19 protein-coding genes are annotated in these 20632 nt (G+C 72.6%); 11 read left to right on the top strand and 8 right to left on the bottom strand.

Features of this window, described 5'->3' with window-relative positions:
• Positions 1-34: 34 nt before the first annotated feature.
• The 9 genes from FLV34_RS12270 to FLV34_RS12310 are packed head-to-tail and all read left to right on the top strand — an operon-like array spanning position 35 to position 10315.
• Positions 35-1207: an efflux RND transporter periplasmic adaptor subunit gene (locus FLV34_RS12270; RefSeq protein ID WP_147943119.1), complete on the top strand. Its 1173-nt coding sequence runs from the start codon at positions 35-37 to the stop codon at positions 1205-1207.
• The gene (locus FLV34_RS12275) at positions 1204-1974 is read left to right on the top strand and encodes an ABC transporter ATP-binding protein (RefSeq protein ID WP_142650956.1); all 771 of its coding nucleotides are present in this window, start codon (positions 1204-1206) and stop codon (positions 1972-1974) included. The genes FLV34_RS12270 and FLV34_RS12275 overlap by 4 nt, the downstream gene beginning before the upstream one ends.
• Positions 1971-3251 (top strand): ABC transporter permease, encoded by a 1281-nt coding sequence (locus FLV34_RS12280; protein ID WP_142650957.1) that lies wholly within the window; start codon positions 1971-1973, stop codon positions 3249-3251. The genes FLV34_RS12275 and FLV34_RS12280 overlap by 4 nt, the downstream gene beginning before the upstream one ends.
• 28 nt (positions 3252-3279) lie before the next feature.
• Entirely contained in the window at positions 3280-3903 is a 624-nt protein-coding gene (locus tag FLV34_RS40395; RefSeq protein WP_187280615.1) for a hypothetical protein, read from the top strand.
• Positions 3904-3928: 25 nt separating this feature from the next.
• Positions 3929-4618 (top strand): response regulator transcription factor, encoded by a 690-nt coding sequence (locus FLV34_RS12290; RefSeq protein WP_147943121.1) that lies wholly within the window; start codon positions 3929-3931, stop codon positions 4616-4618.
• The gene (locus FLV34_RS12295) at positions 4602-6203 is read left to right on the top strand and encodes a cell wall metabolism sensor histidine kinase WalK (protein ID WP_261985750.1); all 1602 of its coding nucleotides are present in this window, start codon (positions 4602-4604) and stop codon (positions 6201-6203) included. The genes FLV34_RS12290 and FLV34_RS12295 overlap by 17 nt, the downstream gene beginning before the upstream one ends.
• Positions 6204-6209: 6 nt before the next feature.
• Positions 6210-6794 carry a hypothetical protein gene (locus tag FLV34_RS12300; protein WP_147943123.1) on the top strand — a complete coding sequence of 195 codons (585 nt, stop codon included), beginning with the start codon at positions 6210-6212 and terminating at the stop codon, positions 6792-6794.
• 48 nt (positions 6795-6842) lie between these two features.
• Entirely contained in the window at positions 6843-8570 is a 1728-nt protein-coding gene (locus FLV34_RS12305) for an ABC transporter (protein WP_147943124.1), read from the top strand.
• Positions 8567-10315, top strand: coding sequence for a YfjP family GTPase (locus FLV34_RS12310; RefSeq protein WP_147943125.1), 1749 nt, complete (start codon positions 8567-8569; stop codon positions 10313-10315). Before FLV34_RS12305 ends, FLV34_RS12310 begins: the two co-directional genes overlap by 4 nt.
• Before the next feature lie 579 nt (positions 10316-10894).
• Here the strand turns inward: FLV34_RS12310 and FLV34_RS12315 are convergent.
• On the bottom strand, positions 10895-11467 hold the full coding sequence (locus FLV34_RS12315) for a DUF3800 domain-containing protein (protein ID WP_142650964.1): 573 nt from the start codon (positions 11465-11467) through the stop codon (positions 10895-10897).
• A gap of 156 nt (positions 11468-11623) precedes the next feature.
• Here FLV34_RS12315 and FLV34_RS12320 point away from each other — a divergent pair, with 156 nt between their 5' ends.
• Entirely contained in the window at positions 11624-13003 is a 1380-nt protein-coding gene (locus FLV34_RS12320; RefSeq protein ID WP_147943126.1) for an FAD-dependent monooxygenase, read from the top strand.
• Positions 13004-13355: 352 nt separating this feature from the next.
• On the opposite strand, the gene FLV34_RS12325 is transcribed toward FLV34_RS12320, so the two are convergent.
• From FLV34_RS12325 to FLV34_RS12350, 6 genes are all read right to left on the bottom strand, one after another.
• Positions 13356-14450, bottom strand: coding sequence for an SPFH domain-containing protein (locus FLV34_RS12325; RefSeq protein WP_205830933.1), 1095 nt, complete (start codon positions 14448-14450; stop codon positions 13356-13358).
• Between the two features lie 2 nt (positions 14451-14452).
• Entirely contained in the window at positions 14453-14884 is a 432-nt protein-coding gene (locus FLV34_RS12330; protein ID WP_142650967.1) for an NfeD family protein, read from the bottom strand.
• 112 nt (positions 14885-14996) lie between these two features.
• The gene (locus FLV34_RS12335) at positions 14997-15428 is read right to left on the bottom strand and encodes a VOC family protein (protein ID WP_142651563.1); all 432 of its coding nucleotides are present in this window, start codon (positions 15426-15428) and stop codon (positions 14997-14999) included.
• A 46-nt stretch (positions 15429-15474) separates the two neighbouring features.
• A complete protein-coding gene (locus FLV34_RS12340; protein ID WP_261985751.1) occupies positions 15475-16650 on the bottom strand; it encodes an Ig-like domain-containing protein in 1176 nt (391 codons plus the stop codon).
• A gap of 38 nt (positions 16651-16688) precedes the next feature.
• The gene (gene fahA, locus FLV34_RS12345) at positions 16689-17795 is read right to left on the bottom strand and encodes a fumarylacetoacetase (protein WP_261985752.1); all 1107 of its coding nucleotides are present in this window, start codon (positions 17793-17795) and stop codon (positions 16689-16691) included.
• A complete protein-coding gene (locus tag FLV34_RS12350; RefSeq protein WP_147943155.1) occupies positions 17777-18943 on the bottom strand; it encodes a homogentisate 1,2-dioxygenase in 1167 nt (388 codons plus the stop codon). Before FLV34_RS12350 ends, fahA begins: the two co-directional genes overlap by 19 nt.
• Positions 18944-19035: 92 nt before the next feature.
• Here FLV34_RS12350 and FLV34_RS12355 point away from each other — a divergent pair, with 92 nt between their 5' ends.
• Positions 19036-19752 (top strand): uridine kinase, encoded by a 717-nt coding sequence (locus FLV34_RS12355; RefSeq protein WP_147943127.1) that lies wholly within the window; start codon positions 19036-19038, stop codon positions 19750-19752.
• Positions 19753-19894: 142 nt separating this feature from the next.
• Here the strand turns inward: FLV34_RS12355 and FLV34_RS12360 are convergent, their stop codons facing one another.
• Entirely contained in the window at positions 19895-20548 is a 654-nt protein-coding gene (locus tag FLV34_RS12360; RefSeq protein WP_240972088.1) for a helix-turn-helix domain-containing protein, read from the bottom strand.
• Positions 20549-20632 lie beyond the last annotated feature (84 nt).

Consider the following 20632-nt stretch of genomic DNA (forward strand, 5'->3'; position numbering starts at 1 on the left):
TTGCCCGAAGCGGGGTTTGCCATGGTTCGACGTCGTGAAGCTGTCGACGAAGCGCAGGACATTGATTGTCAACGGTGTCCTGGTGGTACTGCTGCTCGGCGGGATCGCGGCGGCCTGGGCGTCCGTGGGAGGCGACTCCTCCGGAGACGGCCCCGCGCCGCTCACGACCCGGGTGACCCGCGGGACCGTGCTCGCCTCGGTATCGGCCTCCGGTTCCGTCGAGAGCGCCAGGACGCGCGCCCTCGATTTCGGTACGAACGGCACCGTCGAGTCCGTCCTGGTCCAGAGCGGCGACAAGGTCAAGAAGGGTCAGGTGCTCGCGCGCATCGACGACACGGCCGCCCAGGAGAGCCTGGAGGCGGCCAAGGCGAGCTTGGACGCCGCCGAGGAGGCCGACACCTCGACCGCCTCGGGCTACTCGCAGTACATCAACGCGAGGAACGCCTACCGGTCGGCCAAGCGGGCTGTGGCGGGCACGGTGATCAGGGCGCCCTTCGCCGGGGTCGTCACGGCGGTCAACGGGGCCGTGGGCGGCTCCTCGGGCGCGTCCGGCGGCGGATCCGGTGGGTCCGGCGGGTCCTCCCAGGGCGGCCTGGGGCAGTCGCAGGGCGGCGCGTCGGCATCGGGCGGGTCCGGCGGCTTCATCGACATCGCCGACCCCGCCCGCCTGCAGATCGTCGGTGACTTCACCGAGGCCGACGTCAGCAGGATCAAGGTCGGCCAGGCGGCGACCGTGTCCTTCGACGCGCTCCCCGGGGTCACCGCCGCAGGCAAGGTGACGGTGGTCGACCCGCAGCCGCAGACGAACAACAACGTCGTCCAGTACGCCGTGACGATCTCGCTGACCGACGTGCCGTCCACCGTACGGCTCGGTCAGACGGCCACGGTGCAGGTGACCGTGGGCAAGGCCGACGACGTGCTCACGGTGGCCTCCTCGGCGGTCACGACGGCGGGCGGCCAGACCACGGTGACCGTCCTGGAGAACGGCAGGCAGGTCGTGAAGCGGGTGGAGGTCGGCCTGAAGGGCGACACGACCACCGAGATCAAGTCGGGACTCCAGGAGGGCGACCAGGTGGTGCGGCCACAGGCGTCGACGACCGGCGGAGGCGGCGGCATCCAGCTTCCCGGCGGCGGGGGGTTCGGCCGCGGCTTCGGCGGCGGTGGTGGCGGTGGCTTCGGCGGCGGCCGCGGCGGAGGCAACCGATGAGGGCCGGCCCTCCGCGGGTGCCCGGCCCTCCGGCGCTCGATCCTCCCGTGCTCGACCTGCGCCACGTCACCAAGGTGTACGGCGAGGGCGAGACCGCGGTGCACGCGCTGCGCGGCGTGTCGCTCAGGGTGGAGCGCGGCGACTACGTCGCGATCATGGGCGCCTCCGGCTCCGGCAAGTCCACGCTGATGAACATCATCGGCTGCCTCGACATCCCGTCCGGCGGGACCTACCGCCTCGACGGCACCGACGTCGGCGGGCTCGACGAACGGCGGCTCGCGATCGTCCGCAACCGCAAGCTCGGCTTCGTCTTCCAGTCGTTCAACCTCATCCCCCGGATGAGCGCGCTCGCCAACGTCGAGCTTCCCCTGGCGTACGGCGGGGTCAAGGCCGCAGAGCGGCGCCGCAGGGCGCTGGCCGCGCTGGACCGGGTCGGGCTCGCCGAGCGCGTCCACCACCAGCCCAACGAGCTGTCCGGAGGCCAGCAGCAGCGGGTGGCGGTGGCCCGCGCGCTCGTCACCGCGCCGACCCTGCTGCTGGCCGACGAGCCCACGGGCGCTCTCGACAGCAAGTCCAGCGAGGACGTCATGAACATCTTCGACCGCCTCAGCGCGAACGGCCGGACCCTGGTCGTCATCACGCACGAGGAGGAGGTCGCCGCCCACGCCAAACGGGTCGTCCGCCTCATGGACGGCCAGATCGTGGAGGACGCGCGCACCACGCCGGTCGGCGGGCTGCCCCCGCGGCTCGCGGAGGTGGCCTCGTGAACGGCGCGGAGGTCCTGCGGTTCGCCCTGCGCGGCCTGGCCGCCAACAAGATGCGCAGCGCGCTCACCATGCTCGGCATCCTGATCGGCGTCGCCGCGGTGATTCTGCTGGTCGCGATCGGCGAGGGGTCCTCGCGGCAGATCCAGGCGAACATCCAGCAGCTCGGGGCCAACTCGCTGACCATCACGCCCTCCACCTCGGGAGGCGGGGGCGGTGGAGGCGGGTTCGCCCGGGCCTTCGGCGGCGGAGACGGCGGCGGGGCCGGGCGGCAGAACAACGGCCCCCGCACCCAGGCCAAGAACCTGACCGTCGAGGACGCGCGGGCGCTGGCCGACCCGGCGAACGCCCCCTCGGTCAAGAGCGTCTCGCCCGTCGTGACGGCCCAGTCCCAGACCGCGACGTACGAGGGGGCGAGCCACGCGATCGGCCAGCTCGTGGGCACCTACCCGAGCTATTTCGAGGCGTCCAACAAGCCGGTGGCCAAGGGGACGTACTTCTTCAACGACGACGTGCTCGCCGCGCGCAAGGTCGTGGTGATCGGGCAGACGGTGGCCGACGACCTGTTCGGCACGGTCGATCCCCTCGGCAAGCAGATCACCGTGTCGGGCGTGCCGTTCACCGTCGTGGGAGTGCTCAAGGAGGCCGGCTCGTCCGGCTTCCAGGACGCCGACGACGTGGCCATCGCCCCGCTGCCCGCCGTACAGCAGAGCCTGACCGGCTTCGGGCCGCTGGGACAGATCCTCGTCCAGGCCAAGAGCGCCGAGACGGTGGACGCCGCGCAGGCCGAGGTCACCGAGGTGCTCAACCAGCGGCACGGCATCACCGGCACGGCGAGCGCCGACTATCGCATCCTCAACCAGGAGACCCTGCAGGAAACGGTCGGCGCGGCGATCGGGACGTTCACGGTCCTGCTCGGCGCGGTGGCCGCCATCAGCCTGCTCGTCGGCGGCATCGGCATCACCAACATCATGCTCGTCACGGTCACCGAGCGGACCAGGGAGATCGGCATCCGCAAGGCGATCGGCGCGCCCAAGGGCGCGATCCTCGGCCAGTTCCTCGCCGAGGCGACGATGCTCAGCCTCGTCGGCGGCCTGCTGGGCGTGCTGATCGCCGTGGTCGGTGCCCAGTTCACCATCGCGGGCGTGCAACCGGTGATCGTCCCCACGTCGATCGCGCTGGCGCTCGGCGTCTCGGTCGCGATCGGCCTGTTCTTCGGCAGTTATCCCGCCAACCGTGCCGCCGGGCTGCGGCCGATCGAAGCGCTCCGCTTCGAGTGATGGCCGGACCCATGGAAGGGAGATGGATGTGAGCAGGCACGACACCGAGGAGCTTCTGGAGGCCTCTCCGTACGACGACGACCTCCAGGAGGTCCTGGCCGCGCGTCCCGCTCGGGCGGGCGGGTCGAAGCTGACGCTCGCCCTGGCCGGAGGCGTCCTGCTCGTGGCCGGGCTGCTCCTCGGCATCCAGGTGCAGAAGCTCATGGGCGGCTCCACGTCGGGCCGGTTCCCGTCCCGCGAGGCCGGCGCCGGCGCGTTCGCGGACGCTCAGGCCCCCGGAGGCGGCGGAGCGAACGGCGGGTTCGCCCGGGGCGCGGGCGGAGGCGGTGGCTTCGCGGGCGGTGGCGCCGGGCGTGCGGGCGGCGGCGCAGGGGCCGGAGGCGCCGGGGCGGGAGCGGGGCCGGGCGGCGCGACCTTCGGCACCGTCAAGCTGGTCGACGGCGACAAGATCTACGTCCAGACCGTGAGCGGCGGCGTGGTCACGGTGACGACCTCGCGCGACACCAAGGTGCGGGTCACCCGGTCGGGGAAGGTCTCCGACCTCAAGCCCGGCAGCTTCGTCACCGTCGCGGGGACCCCCGACGCGCAGGGCCAGGTGGCGGCGACGTCCGTCACCGAGGGCGCGGCCCTGGGCCGGAGGGCGGGATCGTGATCGCGGCCCTGGACCGGAGGGCGGGATCGTGATCAGGGAAGGCCGCCTGCTGGTCGTCGACGACGAGCCCGACATCAGGGAGCTGCTGTCGGCGAGCCTGCGGTACGCCGGATTCGAGGTGATCACCGCGTCGTCCGGCCGCGACGCGGTGCAGATCGCCGGCAAGATGCGCCCCGACCTGATCGTGCTCGACGTCATGCTGCCCGATCTGGACGGCTTCGCCGTCACCGACCGGCTCCACGCCTCCGGGCGGCGGATCCCCGTGCTGTTCCTCACCGCCAGGGACGCGAACGAGGACAAGATCGTCGGGCTCGGCTCGGGTGACGACTACGTCACCAAGCCGTTCAGCCTGGAGGAGCTGCTCGCGCGCATCCGGGCCGTGCTGCGGCGCACCCGCGGCGACACGACTCCCGCCCGGCTGCGCGTCGGCGATCTGGAGCTCGACGAGGAGTCCCGCGAGGTCTGGCGGGACGGCGCCCCCGTACGGCTGTCGCCCACCGAGTTCAAGCTCCTGCACTACTTCATGGTCAACCAGGGCCGGGTGGTGTCGAAGGCGCAGATCCTCGACCACGTCTGGCACTACGACTTCGGCGGCGACCGCAACGTGGTCGAGTCGTACGTCTCCTATCTCCGCCGCAAGATCGACACGGTCGAGCCCAAACTGATCCACACGCTCCGCGGCGTGGGCTATGTCCTCCGTGCGCCGCGTCAGTGACCTGATCCACGCCCGCGGCGCCGGTAAAAGGGCCGCCGCGAAGGCCGATGTGGAGGGCGATGCGGAGGCGGACGAGTCCGGCCGCACCCGCCGGTGGCCCCGGCCGCCGCGCCCGCTCGGCGCGCTGCGCCTGCTGAGCATCCGCGAGCTGCGGCGGCGGGTCGCGAGGACCCCGCTGTGGCTGCGGCTCGTGGCGGGGACGCTGCTGCTCGTGGCGCTCGCGATCGCGCTCACCGGCGGCTTCGCCGTACAGCTCCTGCGGGGCTACCTGGTGGACCGGGTCGACGTGCAGCTCACGGCCTTCGGGCGGCGGCCGGCGGAGCCACCGGTTCCGCCGCAGGTCATGGGCAACGCGTTCCGGCCACCGCGGCAGTTCGGCTCGTTCTACGTAGTCCTGCTCGACCGGAACGGCACCGTCATCCGCACCGTTCAGGAGCCGCCGAACGCCGATTCGCTGCCCGCGCTGCCCACCCCCCGGCAGGACCGCAGGCAGTGGCTCTTCACGGTCGAGGGCTCCTCGGGAGGGTTGTGGCGGGCGATCGCCGTACGCGAGGACGACGGCGCCCGCTTCCGCGTCGCGGCCATCAGCCTGGACGATATCGACGGCACGGTCTCCCGGCTCGCGGTGATCGTCCTTGGGGTCGGTCTCGCCGTGCTCGTCGCGCTCGGGGTCGCCTGCTACTGGCTCGTACGGCGCAGCCTGCGCCCGCTGGGGGAGATCGAACGGACGGCGGAGGCCATCGCGGCGGGCGATCTGTCGCGGCGTGTCCCGCTCCGGCACCGGCGCACCGAGATGGGCCGTCTCGGCCGGTCGATCAACGGCATGCTCACCCAGATCGAGACGGCCTTCCGGGAGCGGGAGGCGTCGCAGGAGCGCATGCGCCGGTTCATGGCCGACGCCTCCCACGAGCTGCGCACCCCGCTCACCTCGATCCGCGGCTTCGCCGAGCTCTATCGGCAGCAGAACTCGCAGGACCCCGTCGTGCTGCTGCGCCGCATCGAGGACCAGGCCGTACGGATGGGCCTGCTGGTGGACGACCTGCTGCTGCTCGCCCGCCTCGACCAGCAGCGTCCCCTCGAACGCCGCCCGGTCGACGTGCTCAGCCTCGCGGCTGGGGCGGTGCTCGACGCGCAGACGCTCGCGCCGGACCGGGAGATCGACCTGCTGCGGCTGGACGACTCGGACGAACCGGTGCGGGTGCTCGGCGACGAGGCGCGGCTGCGCCAGGTCGTCGGCAACCTCGTCAGCAACGCGCTGCGGCACACCCCCAAGGGCACCGCGTTCCGCGTCGGCGTGGGGATCGTGTCCGGGTCGCAGGCCCTGATCGAGGTGGCCGACGACGGGCCCGGCCTGGCCCCCGGCGACGCCGAGCGGGTCTTCGAGAGGTTCTACCGCGCCGATCCCTCGCGCAGCCGGTCGGACGCCGGCGGCACGGGGCTCGGGCTGTCCATCGCCGCCGCACTCGTCCAGGCCCACGGCGGCACCATCACGGCCGACAGCAAGCCCGGCCGCGGCGCGGTGTTCCGCGTCCGCCTCCCCGCGTGCCCTCCTCACGGAGAGGCTCCCGACGAAAGGCTAGGGTGATCTCCCTTGCGCTACCTGTCCATCGCCGTCGCCGCGGCGGCCCTGGCCGTCACGGTGACCGGCTGCGGCGGCGGTGACGACACCGCAGCCACCACGCCCACCACGCCCACCACGCCCACCACGGCCACCACGCAGGCCGCCGCCGGTGGTTCGGGCGCCGACTCCCGGACCGCGTTCACCGACTGCCTGCGCGAGAACGGCGTCACGCTGCCCACCGGACGGCCGAGCGACAGACCCGGCGCCTGGCCCAGTGACAGGCCCAGCGGCAGGCCCACCGCCTGGCCGAGCGGACGACCGAGCGGGCGGCCCGGCGGCGGCTTCGGCGGCTTCCGGTCGATGGACCCCGCCATGAGCAAGGCGTTCGAGGCGTGCCGTTCGCTCATGCCCGCCGGCGGTGGCGGGTTCGGCGGCCGGCGCGGCGCCGATCCGCAGGCCCTCCAGGCGTTCCGCACCTGCATGAAGGACAACGGCGCCGAGCTGCCCGCCAACGGAGGTGTACGCGGCCTGGCCACGGCCGACCCCAAGGTGGCCAAGGCGTACGACAAGTGCAAGGTGCTGCTCCCCACTCCGGCGGCCACGCCCGCTTCCTGACGACCGGAGCGGTTGATTCGGCGGCCTTCCACAGGGAAGGTCGGGGGTATGGCGGGGAACGACAGGCTGCGCGCCGCCCTGGAGAGCCTGCGGCGTCACCTCGATCAGGACCTGTTTCCCCTGGAAATCGGGGACGCCGCGGCCGACAGGCGCGTCCTGGCGGAGTTGCGCGGGCAGCTCGACGACTACCTGCTGCCCCGCCTGTCGGCCATCGACGCGCCGCTGCTCGCCGTGGTCGGAGGCTCCACGGGGGCGGGCAAGTCCACCCTGGTCAACTCGCTGGCCGGGGCGCTCGTGACCGAGCCTGGGGTGCTGCGGCCCACCACGCTCGCGCCGACCCTGGTGTGCAACCCCGCCGACGTCGCCTGGTTCACCGCCGCCACCGTCCTGCCCGGGCTGGCCCGGGTGACGGGCGGGGTGGCCGACGGCGGACGCGGCGAGCCGGGCACCCTGCGGATCGCCCCCGTCGACGCCCTGCCTCCCGGGCTGGCGCTGCTCGACGCCCCCGACATCGACTCGGTCGTGACGGCCAACCGCGAGCTGGCCGCGCAACTGCTCGCCGCGGCCGATTTGTGGCTGTTCGTCACGACCGCCGCGCGGTACGCCGACGAGGTGCCGTGGAGCTTCCTGCGCGTGGCCCGGGAGCGGAGCACGGCGCTCGCGGTGATCCTCCAGCGGGTCCCGGCCGAGGCCCGCGAGCCCGTCGTCGCCGACCTGACCCGGCTCCTGAACGAGAACGGCCTGGGCGGCACACCACTGTTCGCCGTGCCCGAGCTTGAGCTGCCGTCGGAGCGCGCCCGGCTGCCCGCCGACGTCGTGCAGCCGATCGCGACCTGGCTCGCCGGCCTGACCGTGGACGCCAAGGCACGGGCCGAGGTCGTACGGCGGACCCTGACCGGCGCCCTGGACAGCCTCGGCACCCGGGTGCCCGACCTGGCCGACCGGGTGGAGCGCCAGCGGGCGGGGATCGCCGAGCTGCGCGACATCGCCGTCAAGGCGTACGACGTGGCGATGTCGGCGTTCGACGAGGGGATGCGCGACGGCAGGCTGCTGCGCGGCGAGGTGCTGGCCCGCTGGCAGGACTTCGTCGGCACCGGCGACCTCATGCGGGCCCTGGAGTCCCGCGTCGGCTGGCTGCGCGACCGCCTCGTCGCCGTCTTCCGTGGCCGCCCGGCGCCCGACAAGGAGCTGCGGATCGCGCTGGAGAGCGGGGTGGAGTCGCTGACCCGCGCCACCGCCGATGCTGCCGCCGAACGGGCCGTGGAGGCGTGGCTGGCCCTTCCCGCCGGGCGCGACCTGCTGGAGAAGTCGGGAGTCGCCGTCTCGGGGCGGCTCGGCCGCGCGTCCCCCGACCTGCCCGCCCGGGCCGGCGCGGCCGTACGCGCCTGGCAGGGGCACGTGCTCGACCTCGTCCGCTCCGAAGGCGCCGACCGGCGGACGCTCGCCCGGGCGGCGTCGTTCGGCGTGAACAGCCTCGGCGTGCTGATCATGCTTGCGGTGTTCTCCACGACCGGGGGGATCACCGGCATCGAGCTGGGCATCGCCGGTGGCACCGGCGTGCTCAGCCAGAAGCTGCTCGAAGCCGTCTTCGGCGACCAGGCCGTACGCACCCTGACCCAGCGGGCCCGCGAGGACCTGCGGCAGCGTGTGCGCGCCCTGCTCGACGAGGACCGCGCCCGCTTCGTTTCCCTGGTGGAGGGGCTTGGCCCGGCTCCGGAGACGGCCGCCCGGCTGCGTGAGGCCGCCAAGGCCGTACAGGAGAGGGGCATCCTGTGAAGCTCCCGCTGCGGAAGGCGGAGGTGTCGCTGGACGACCGGCTGGAGGCGCTCGCGGAGGCCGCCGACCTGGCCGAGGGCCGGCTCGGCCAGGAGGCCGTGGACCACGCGCGCGCCGTGGTCGCCCGGGCCGGCGTACGGCGCGGCCTGTCGGTCGAGCACACCGCGGTCGCCCTCGCCGGGGCGACGGGCAGCGGCAAATCGTCGCTCTTCAACGCCCTGTCGGGGACCGAGCTCGCGGCGGTGGGGATGACCCGGCCGACGACCGCCAAGGCGCAGGCGGCCCTGTGGGGCGCCGCCGGCTCGGGACCGCTGCTCGACTGGCTCGACGTCCCGCTGCGTCACACGGTCGACGGCGACGCGTCGGGGCTGATCCTGCTCGACCTGCCCGACCACGACTCCATCGAGCTGTCCCACCGCAGGGAGGTCGACCGCCTGGTCGCCGCGGTCGACCTGCTGGTCTGGGTCCTCGACCCGCAGAAGTACGCCGACGCGGCCGTGCACGAGCGCTACCTGCGCCCGCTCGCCCGGCACCGGGACGTCATGGTCGTCGTGCTCAACCAGGTCGACCGGCTGCCGGAGCGGTCGGTCAAGCGCTGTCTCGACGACCTGCGCGGCCTGCTCGCGGCCGACGGGCTCGAAGGGGTGCCGGTGCTCGGCGTCTCCGCCCGCACCGGCGAGGGCGTCCCCGAGCTGCGGGCGCTGCTCGACCGGCAGGTCTCCCGCCGCCGCGCCTGGTCGTCCCGGCTCGCCGCCGACGTGGCCTCGGCCGCCGCCGCCCTCTGGGCCGAAACCCGGCCCCCGGACGCCGCGCCTCCGGCCGTCCTGCCCTCGGACGCCCTGCGGGCCGCGCGGGAGGCGGCATCGGGGGTGGTCACCGGGCCGCCGTCTCCGGCCATGTCGCCGTCTCCCGCCGCGTCGCCGTCTCCCGCCGCGTCGCATGCGGCGGCCGGGGCGGCGCCCGCGCCGGGACGGGTCGCGGTGCCCGACGTCGCCCTGAGCAGGGCTCTCACGCGGGCGCTGGCACAGGCGGCGGGGGTGCCCGCCGTGGTCGAGGCGGTCGCGAAGTCGCATCGGCACCGCTCGATCGCCGCGACGGGCTGGCCGGTGACGCGCTGGCTGCGAAAGCTGCGGCCCGACCCGCTGCGCCGTCTCCACCTGGCCAAGGGCGCCCGTTCCTCGCTGCCCGCGGCCACCGCCGTCGAGGTCTCCGCCGTGGACACCGCCCTGCGCGACGTCGGGGCCGCCGCCGCGGCCACGGTGCCCGAGCCGTGGGCGACAGCCGTACGGCACGCGGCCCGGTCGCGGTCGCAGGAGCTGACGGACGCCCTGGACCGCACGGTCGCGGCGGCGACCTCGGGCCGTGTCTCCAGAGCCCCTCGGTGGTGGCGCGTGGCGGGGACGGCGCAGTGGCTGACCGTCGCCGCGATGGCCGTGGGCGCGATCTGGCTGCTCGTGCGCTTCGCGCTGGACTATCTCATGCTGCCCGGGCTGCCCACCCCCACGCTCGGCCGCGCGCCGTGGCCGACCGTGCTCCTGCTGGGCGGCGCGCTGGCGGGCCTGCTGATCGCGGGGCTGTGCCGGGTGTTCGCCTGGGCCGGAGGGCGGCGCAGGGCCCGCAGAGCCGCCAAGGCGTTGCGCGCCGGCATCGAACAGGTCGCCGGGGAGCTGATCGTCGCTCCGACGCGCGACGAACTGTCGCGTTACGCCCGTTTCGCCGACCGCATCACCCTCGCCGCTTCCTGACGCGTCTGAACGCGCGCGCCGCCGCGGAAGCGGCCCGGCGCCTGTCCGCCGACGTCCACGACAGAGGTCGTGCCGTCGCACCAGCGAGAGGTCGCCCCCTTCAGCGAGCGGGGGAGTCACCCTTGTCCGGCGTGGCTTCGCTCATCGCGTGCAGGGCAAGGGTGGAGTGCGCGTAGGCGCCGCCGGCGCGCATCTCCGCGGCCACCCAGATCGCCTCCATGATCTCCTCAGGACTGGCCCCCTTGTGACGGGGTCAGGCACCGGTGCGCGCACCTCGTCTCGGTGAAGCGGCGGGGAACCGCTCGCCCTTCCCCGGAGATGTCCACGCACCCGGTCAAAGCCTTCCCCTCACGCGTCCGGCAGCAGTAGTCCCCCTGATCGGGTACCCGTCGACTCACTCCTCACGTACGGCGGCGACAGTCGTCACGGGAATTTGGAGCGCTCGCCGCCGTGTGCCGCGGGACGACGCGCTTGACAGCGGAAAGGCAGTATCCGGATACTGTGTGTGTCGCATCCCCTGGGATGCGGAAGTGACGCCGGGAACCCCCCGATGGAATCGGGAGCCCGGCGTTCGCGTTTTCAACGGTGGTTTTCTCCTGCTTCCAGGAAAGTGACCCGCTTCTCGAACAGGGGCCACCACAGGTTCTCCCCGCCCAGCCACCCTGTCACGATGCCGGCGAGGACATCGGCGGCCCACAACGCGGCATCCGAGCTGGCTCGCTCCCACCTGACCGTCATCCCCGCCGCGACCTGGCCGTGTCTGCGTAGCACGGTCAAGATCGCGCGGTCATGCGCGTCTTGCGTCCTGCGTGACTCGAAGACCACCGTACCGACATTGTGTGCCGACAGTTCGGGCAGCAATCGAAGCAGGCAGTGCCGCCGGGCGCGTTCCGGACGGCTGCCCATGTCGTGCAGGCTGACCGCCACCACCGAGGCGAAATCAATGGACGCCACTGCCTGCGCGATCACTGACTTGCGAGGCGTCCGCTCCGTCCTCCAATGCACCGTCGGGGCTTTCCCGTACCGCAGAGCGTCCATCGACGATCTGACGTGCTCAAGCCCGCTGGAGGGAATGACAACCGCAGCCAAGGCATAGACGCAGTCGTCGTCCGCGCGCACCCGGCAGCTCTCATCAACGAAGGCCCACAACACGAGCCGACCTTACGCCACAATGGGTATTCACATCACTACTCTTTGCTGCCGTCGGAGTCCGAGAAGTCGTCCAGGCAGATCAAGATCGGACCGGGATAGCGGGGCGCGGCAGGCGCGTGACAGGGATTTGGCAGAGCGGCCTGTCACGGTCGGGGCATGCATGAGAACACGGACGTACTGATCGTCGGGGCCGGGCCCACCGGGCTCACCCTCGCCGTGGACCTGGCCCGCCGTGGTGTCGCCTTCCGCATCGTGGACGAGTCGCCCGAGCCCGCCACCGGCTCCAAGGGGAAGGGCCTGCAACCGCGTACGCAGGAGGTCTTCGACGACCTCGGGGTGATCGGCCCGATCCTCGCCGCGGCGACGCCTTACCCGCCGTTGGCGGTCAGGGTGGGCGCCGTGCCGATCTGGCGGGCCCGCATGCACAGGTCCGCCGCGGCCACGGACGCCGTGCCGTACCCGACGGTGCTGATGCACCCGCAGTGGCGCACCGAGGCGGTGCTGCGCGAGCGCCTGGCCGAGCTGGGCGGGCAGGTGGAGCAGGGCAGCGCGATGACCGGATTCGAGCAGGACGCGGACGGCGTGACCGCCAGGCTCGCCACGGGAGAGTGCGTGCGGGCGCGTTACCTGGTCGCGGCGGACGGCGGCAGGAGCCCGGTGCGCAAGGCCCTCGGCATCGGCTTCGCCGGCGAGACCCGCGAGGAGCAGCGGATGGCCCTCGGCGACGTACGGGTCGAGGGGCTCGACCGGGACCACATCCACGTCTGGGTGCGGCCGGGCCGGGGGATGGTGGCGCTCTATCCGATGGCCGGCACCGACACCTTCCAGATGATCGCCTCACTGAAGCCGGGGAGCACGCCGGAGGAGTCGCTGTCCGCGTATCAGCGGATCCTCGCCGAGAGGTCGATGCTGCGCAGGGTGCGCCTGACCGAGCTGCTGTGGTCCTCCCTCTATCGGGTGAACATCCGCCTCGCCGACCGGTATCGGTCCGGCCGGGTCTTCCTCGCAGGGGACGCCGTCCACGTGCACCCGCCGGCGGGCGGGCAGGGGCTCAACACCGGTGTCCAGGACGCCTACAACCTGGGCTGGAAGCTCGCCAGGGTGCTCGCGGGAGCCCCGGAGGCGCTGCTGGACACCTACGAGGAGGAGCGCAGGCCCGTCGCCGCCCGGGTGCTCGGCCTCAGCGTGGATCTCGCCGACAAGAAGTCCTACAAACGCGGAGAGGACACCTACCAGCTCTCGCTGAGCTACCGGGGCGGCTCGCTCGCCCTGCGCGGCGGCGACCGGGTGCCGGACGGCCCGCTGACGCTGGCGGACGGCACGCGGGCCCGCATGTTCGACCTGCTGCGGGGCCCGCATTTCACCCTGCTGTCCCCCGACCCCGCTCCGCACGTCCCCGGCGGCCCCGAGGTGCGCGCGTACGCGCCGGCCGAGCCGTACGGCGGCGAGCGGCACACCCTCGTACGGCCGGACGGATACGTGGGAATCTCCACGTCCTCGGCCGAGGAGCTCGCCGCCTACCTGGCCATGGTGTGACCCCGCCGGACCGATCCCGGTCGGTGCCCGACGTTGACCGGGGTGGAGGGAGCGGAGCGGAAGGGAGCGAGGACCGCAGCGAAGACCCGGCGAAGCGGGTTTCGCGAGGACCGGAGCTTCCTTGCGGCGCAGTGACCGACTTGCCCGAGACCCGTGGGCAGTCCGCCAGGCATCACCGCGGACCGAAGTCTCCGCCGGCACAGCGACCGACTTGCGCAAGATCCGGCGACACGTCCGCCGGGCATCACCGCGAGGTCTCCTTCGGTGCAGTGACCGACGTGCCCAGCGGACACCCCACGAGCCGGGGCGGCCCCCCGCCCGAGGGCTGGAGAGCCGCGTGGCCGACCGGGCGTTATGCCTGCTCGTCCGGGCGTACGGCGTGGGCCGGGTCGGGGGAGGGGATGCCGTTCGTGCCGAGGGCGGGGCGGCCGGCCTCGATCTGGCGCGGCCCCAGCTCGCTGTCCTCGGCCGCGGCCTTGGCCTCGGCGGCGGCGCGTTCGGCCTCGGCGACCGCCTCGCTGCCCGCCGTCCTCCGCTCGTGCTCCCGGCCGTCGGTCACGGTGGCCCGGCTCGCGGGCAGCGACTCGGTGAACGCCTTCGACAACGTGTTGAGCGCCGAGGTGACCTCGCTCGGGATCACCCACATCGTGTTGCCCTGGCCCTGGGCGAGCTGGGGCAGCACCTGGAGGTACTGGTAGGCGAGCAGCTTGGGGTCGGGGTCGTTGCGGTGGACGGCCTGGAACACCTCGTCGATCGCCTGCGACTGGCCCTGGGCCTTGAGGATCTGGGAGGTGCGCTCACCCTCGGCACGCAGGATCGCGCTCTGCTTCTCACCTTCGGCGGTGAGGATCTGCGACTGCCGCTGGCCTTCGGCGGTGAGGATCGCCGCGCGCTTGTCCCGCTCGGCCCGCATCTGCTTCTCCATGGCGTCCTTGATGGTCTTCGGCGGGTCGATCGCCTTGATCTCGACCCGGTTGACCCGGATGCCCCACTTGCCGGTGGCCTCGTCCAGCACGCCGCGGAGCTGGCTGTTGATCATGTCGCGGGAGGTGAGCGTCTTCTCCAGGTCCATGCCGCCGACCACGTTGCGCAGCGTCGTCACGGTGAGCTGCTCGACGCCCTGGATGAAGTTGGCGATCTCGTACTCCGCCGCCCGGGGGTCGGTGACCTGGAAATACAGCACCGTGTCGATGTCCACGACGAGGTTGTCCTCGGTGATCACCGGCTGCGGCTTGAACGACACCACCTGCTCGCGCAGGTCCAGCAGCGGGCGGACCCGGTCGATGTAGGGGATGACGAAGTTCAGGCCGGGGCCCAGCGTGCGGTAGTACCTGCCCAGGCGCTCGACGTTGCCGGCTCTGGCCTGGGGCACGATCCGGACCGCTCGCAGCACCGTCAGGATCGCGACGAACGCGATGACGATTCCGGCGATCAGTGCAGCGTCCATGCTCACTCCCGGGGATATACGAGGGCCGTGGCGCCCTCGATTTCTATGACGTCGACCGTGGCCCCCGGCGGGATCACGAGCGTCTCGTCGTAGGCACGGGCCGACCACTCCTCGCTGCCGATCTGTACCCGGCCGTCCCTGCCGGTGACCTCCCTGGTCACGTACGCGGACTTGCCGACGAGCGCGGACACGCCGAAGCGTTTCGGTGGCGGCTGCTTGATGTGCCGGAGCGCGATCGGGCGCACTCCGGCGAGGCCGGCGGCGGAGGCGATGACGAACACGACGAGTTGGAGCGCGGGCGGCAGCCCGACGGCCGCGACGGCGGTCGTGAGCAGCGCCGCGACGGACAGCAGCCCCAATGACGCGGTCAGCGTGAAGATCTCCGCCACGCCCAGCGCCGCCGCCAGGATGAGCCAAATGATCCAGGGGTCCATTGCCGCCTCCATAGCGATGAACGAACACCGCTCGGGTGGGGTTCCTCCTCAAACCTAACGCGTTAGGTCGCGTTGTCCCAGAGGCCGGGCCTCACGCGGCGGACCCGGGGTCTCACGCGGGGAAAGCGGTGACGCGAAACTCGTTGCCCTCGGGATCGGCCATCAGGATGTGGTCGTCGAACGCCTCCAGGATCGTGCCGCCGGCGCGCACGAGCCGGGCGGCCTCGGTCCTGATCCGCTCCCACCGGTCGGCGGGCGTGCCGTCGCCCGGCACGCGGACGTCGATGTGGAGCCGGTTCTGCGCCGTCTTCCGCTCGGGGACCCGGAGGACGGAGAACCGGGGGCCGTTGCCCTCGGGGTCGCGGAGGAAGACGCCGTCGTCTTCGGCACCCCCGGCCGGCAGGTCGAACCGCGCGAGGGACTCCTCACTGGCCGCGTGCTCGGTCGCCGGGATGTCGTCGACGTAGCCGAGCGCCGTCTTCCAGAACTCGGCGACGAGCCGCGCGTTCTCGCAGTAAAGGGTCAAGTCGATTGCTACTGCCATGCCTCGACGGTAATGCAGGGCGCTGACTCGATTGCGACGCCCTATGTCAAGAGGCGTCAGGAGAGGTGGCCTCGTGCCGGAGGGCGCTGCCGGCCAGCCACCGGGGCCAGGAGAGCTGCCAGTAGCCCCAGCCGTTGTTCCACTCCAGCTCGCGCGTGGTGCCGGTGACGATGACGGGGTCGCCGCGCAGCGCGTGCTCGTAGAACCACCTGGCCTGGTCGGGGCGGGCGTTCACGCAGCCGTGGCTGACGTTCACCCGGCCCTGGGCCCACACGTTGTCGAGCGCGTGGACGTACTCGCCGCTGTTGGAGATCCGTACGGCGTAGTCGATGAGCATGTCGTAGTAACCGGGGTCGCCCTTGTGGCGACCGGGGGAGACCATGCGGACGGGGTTGCCCTTGTCCATCGTCAGGTGGATCCCGCTCGTGGTCGTGTATTCCCTGGTGGTCGCCATGCCCGCGCTGATCGGCATGCGCTGGACCGGCTTGCCGTCCTGCCGCACCACCATCTGGTGCGTGCGGGTGTCGACCGTGCTGATCATGGCCCGCCCCACGGTGAAGGCCACGCTCCGGTCGGCGGAGCCGTACGTGGCGGGGGCGGCGCGGACCCCGGCGAGATGGGCGGTGACGCGCACCTCGGCGCCGGTCGGCCACCATGTGCGCGGCCGGTAGGCGACCTGGGTGGGGCTCGTCCAGTGCCAGGCGCCCTCGGCAGGCCCCTGCACTTCCAGCGCCCGCTCGACCGCCGCGCGGTCCTCGACCGGCCGGGTGAACGTCAGGATGACCGGCATGCCGATCCCGACGGTCTCCCCGTCGGACGGGACGACGGAGGCGACGGCGACCTGGTGGCGCGGGGTGAGCGTGCGGAACCGGCCGGCGATCTGGGCGGTGACGCTCTGGGGCCCGGTCGCGACGGCGTTGACGACATACTGCGTGCCCGGGCGCAGCGTCCACGACGACCGCCACACGGTGCGGCCCGGATCGAACGCGCCGGGCACCTGATCTCGCCCCGCGAACGCCAGCACGCTGGTCAGCCTGCCGCCCTCCGCCCTGACGACCAGCGTCGCGTCCGGCGACACCGCCACCGCGCCGTCGGCGGGGCTGATCGTGATGCGCGGCGCGGGCGGCACGCGTACGGCACAGCCCGCGGCGAGCGCGGGACAGGCCACGAGCAGCACCGCGAGCAGGACGCGGGCGGCGGGAGGCAGGGTGCGTGGCTTCACGGGCACCCAAGATAGCGATGGGTGACGACAGAAATACGCTAAGTCGCCGGAAGGACCTTCCCCGAGACCTCGCCGAGGCTGATCCCGCCCGGGGTCCAGGCGGTGATCGTGACGACGTCGCCGTCCTCCAGGAAGGTCCGGGTCGCGCCGGGCAGTTTGACCGGGTCGGCGCCGTTCCAGGTCAGCTCGATGAGCGAGCCGGGTTGCCCGACCGACGAGACCGTTCCGCTCGCGAACAGGTCGCCGGTGCGCAGGCTCGCGCCGTTCACCGTCATGTGGGCGAGCATCTGGTCGGGCGTCCAGTACATGTCGCGGAACGACGGCGTCGCGATCGTCTCGCCGTTGAGCTCCACGCGCAGGGTGAGGTCGAGCCCCCAGGGCTCCTGCCTGCGCAGATAGGCGGGCGGCTCGGGCTCCTGCGACCGGCCCTCGACCCTGGCCTCCTCCAGGGCGTCGAGCGGCGTGATCCACGCGGACATCGAGGGGGCGAACGACTTGCCCAGGAACGGCCCGAGCGGCACGTACTCCCATGCCTGGATGTCGCGGGCGCTCCAGTCGTTGACGAGCGCCACCCCGAAGACGTGGTCCTCGAACGCGCCGGCGCGCTCGCCGAGCCGCGTCGGCACCCCCACGACGAAGCCGACCTCCGCCTCGATGTCGAGCTTCCGCGACGGGCCGAACGACGGCCGCTGCCCGCACGGCCGCCTGATCGGCGTCCCGGAGACGACGACGGTGCCCGCCCGCCCGTGGTAGCCGACGGGCAGGTGCCGCCAGTTGGGCTTCAGCGGCTCGTCGTCCGGGCGGAAGATCCGCCCGAGGTTCGAGGCGTGCTCAAGCGAGGCGTAGAAGTCGACGTAGTCGGCCACCTCGATCGGCAGGTGCAGGGTCACCTCCGACAGCGGGATCAGGTGGTCGCCCGTTGCCGCCGCGTCGCGTGCCCGCGCCCGCGTCTCCCGCCAGGCCGCGCGGCCCAGGGCCAGCAGCGGGTTGAGGCTGGGCGCCGCGTAGACGTCCCCGCCGAGGGCCGCCGCCAGGTCGAGGACGTGGTCCCCGACCCGGACGCCGACCCTGCGGGGCTCCCCGGGCCGGGAGAACACCCCGTACGGCAGGTTGTCGAGCCCGAAGCTCACCGCGCCCACGTCCACGCGTAGTCGGTGTCCTCGCACGCGAGGGCGGCCTGGCCGAGGTCGAGCGGACGGAAGGTGTCGATCATGACGGCCATCTCGGTCGTCTCGGTGTGCCCCTGCCGTACGGCCTCGACGGCGGCCTCCACCGCGCCCGGCTGCGGGCCGTGCGTGAAGCCGGCCGGGTGCAGCGAGATCGAGCCGACGTCGATGCCGGATCCCTTCCTGGCCGTGTAGTCGCCGCCCACGTAGAACATGAACTCGTCGGAGTCCACGTTGTGGTGGTTGTACGGGATCGGCACGGCCTCGGGGTGGAAGTCCAGCGGCCGGGGGCAGAACGAGCAGACGACGAACCCCGGGCCCTCGAACGTCTGGTGCACCGGCGGCGGCGCGTGGGTGCGCTTCACGATCGGTTCGAAGTCCTGGATGTTGAACGCGTACGGATAGAGGCAGCCGTCCCAGCCCACCACGTCGAAGGGGTGATGGGCGTAGGTCAGCCTGGTCAGCCCGCCCCGCGTCCTGACCAGCACCGGGATCTCCTCGCCGTCCACGAGCAGCGGCTCGTCCGGCGCGCGCAGGTCGCGCTCGCAGTAGGGCGCGTGCTCCAGGAACTGGCCGAACTGGGACAGGTAGCGCTTCGGCGGCCTGATGTGCCCGGACGCCTCCACCACCAGCGCGGTCACCCGGCCCTCGGGCACCCAGCGGTGGATCGTCCCGGTCGGGATCACCACATAGTCGCCCTCGGCCACGTCGAGCGCGCCGTACGCCGACTCGAACCGGGCCCGGCCGCTCGCGATGTAGACGCACTCGTCGCCCATCGAGTCGCGGTACAGCTCGCTGGGCGCGTCCGTCGCGGCGTACGAGATGCGGACGTCGGAGTTGCCCGCGAGCAGCATGCGCCCGGAGACCAGGTCGCCGTCGGGCGTCAGGTCCCGGGTGCGGAAATGGCGCGGGGACAGCGGCAGGTTGGGCGTGAGCCCCGGCGCTCCCGCGTCCACGGCCTCGGCCTTGACGATGGCCGTCGGCGCATAGCGGTGATAGAGCAGCGAGGAGTCGGAGGAGAAGCCCTCCTCTCCCATGAGCTCCTCCTTGTACAGCCCGCCGTCGGGTGCGCGGAACTGCACGTGGCGCTTGCGCGGCACCTCCCCGACCATGCGGTAGTACGGCATGACACCTCCCATGCTCGTCCGTTTATCGGACGCGAGTGTCCTATATATGTACGACGATTCGCCATGCCGCCGGGAATGTCAAGCTGTGGGGCATGAGCGCAACCGCGGAGATCCACCTGTCCGTCTCGACCTGGCGGCAGCCGACGCCGGCGCCCGTGTCCCCCGCGCGTACGGCGTTGGTCCGGCGGGTGGCGGAACGCGTGCTGGCTCTCGGCGACGGGCGCCTGCGCGTCGGTGTGGACGGGCTCACGGCGGCCGGGAAGACGAGCTTCGGCCACGAGCTCGCCGAGCACCTCGCCGGAGCGGGACGCCAGGTGCTGCGGGCGAGCCTCGACGACTTCAAACGGCCGTGGCGCGACCGGCACCTGTACGACCGGGAGTCGGGCGAGGGGTACTACCGCAACGCCTACGACTACGACGCCGCGATCGCCCTGCTGCTCGAACCGGCGGGGCCGGACGGCTCGGGGGACGTGGCGCTGTGCTCCATCGACCCGCTCACGCAGGTGGACCACTCGTCGGTGCGTACGGCCGCCGCGCCCGGCGCGATCACGATCGTCGACGGGGTGTTCGCGTTCCGCCCGGAGATCGACGCGTACTGGGACCTGCGCGTCTGGATCGAGGTGTCTCCGGAGACCTCGGTGCGCCGCGGGGCCGAACGCGACCAGGACTGGGCCGGGGCGGAGGCGCTGCACCTGCACCGCTATCTGCCCGCCGAGCGCCTCTACATCGCCGAGGCCGATCCGCTGGCGCGCGCCGACGTGGCCGTGGACAACACGCTGTTCGGCGAACCGCGGCTGCTGAAGTGGTGACCGCCGCGCGAGGGCTCGGACGGGGCGGGCGTGAGTGGTGAACGTCAGCCCGGGGCGTGAGGCGTGAGGGCTCGGACAGGGCGGACGTGAGGTGTGACGGTCGGCGCGGGGGCTCGAAGGGGGCGGGCGTGAGGCGTGAGGGTCAGCGCGAGGGCTCGGACAGGGCGGACGTGAGGCGATAGGCGGCCTCAAGGACCAGCGGGCCCACCTTGTCCGCGTCGAGGTCGGCGAAGCTGACCAGGCCCACGGACGCCTCCAGCCACGGCAGACCAGGGATCGGCGCGGCGATGCCCTGCGCTCCCTCCTGGAGATGTCCGCTGCTCGTGTGCAGCGGCGGCTCCGTACGGCCCTCGCGCAGCGCGAGCAGCGCCAGCCCGGCCGCGCCGCGCGTCAGCGGATGGCGGGAGCCCTCCCGATAGGCGACGTGGAAGTCGGTCCACGACGGCTCGACCACCGCGATCGCCAGGCCCTCGTCACCCTCGGCCACGGTCAGGTGGGCGGTCGCCCCGGCCTGCTCCGCGAGCGCGCGCAGCGCGGGCAGCGCCGTCGCCCGCAGCAGGGGGTGTACGGCCTGGGCCAGCACGAGCACCCCGAAACCCAGATGCACGCGGCCCTGCGCGTCCCGCCGGGCGAAACCCTCGGCCTGCAGGGTCGTCAGGAGCCGGTAGACGATCGGCCGGCTCAGGCCGAGCTCCTGGGCGAGCTCGGTCGGAGTGCGGCCCCGGTCCGCGTCGGCGAGCAGCCGCAACAGCCGTAAACCTCGTTCGAGTGTCTGCGCCGATTCGGCCGCCATCATGTCTCCGATTATCGCCGCACAGGTGCCTCTGTAGACGGAGCCCGCATTCGACGTAGCCTACGTCGGATGCACGTGTCGGTCCGC

This window comes from Microbispora sp. CSR-4, from assembly GCF_008033685.1.
In the GTDB taxonomy this organism is placed as follows: domain Bacteria; phylum Actinomycetota; class Actinomycetes; order Streptosporangiales; family Streptosporangiaceae; genus Microbispora.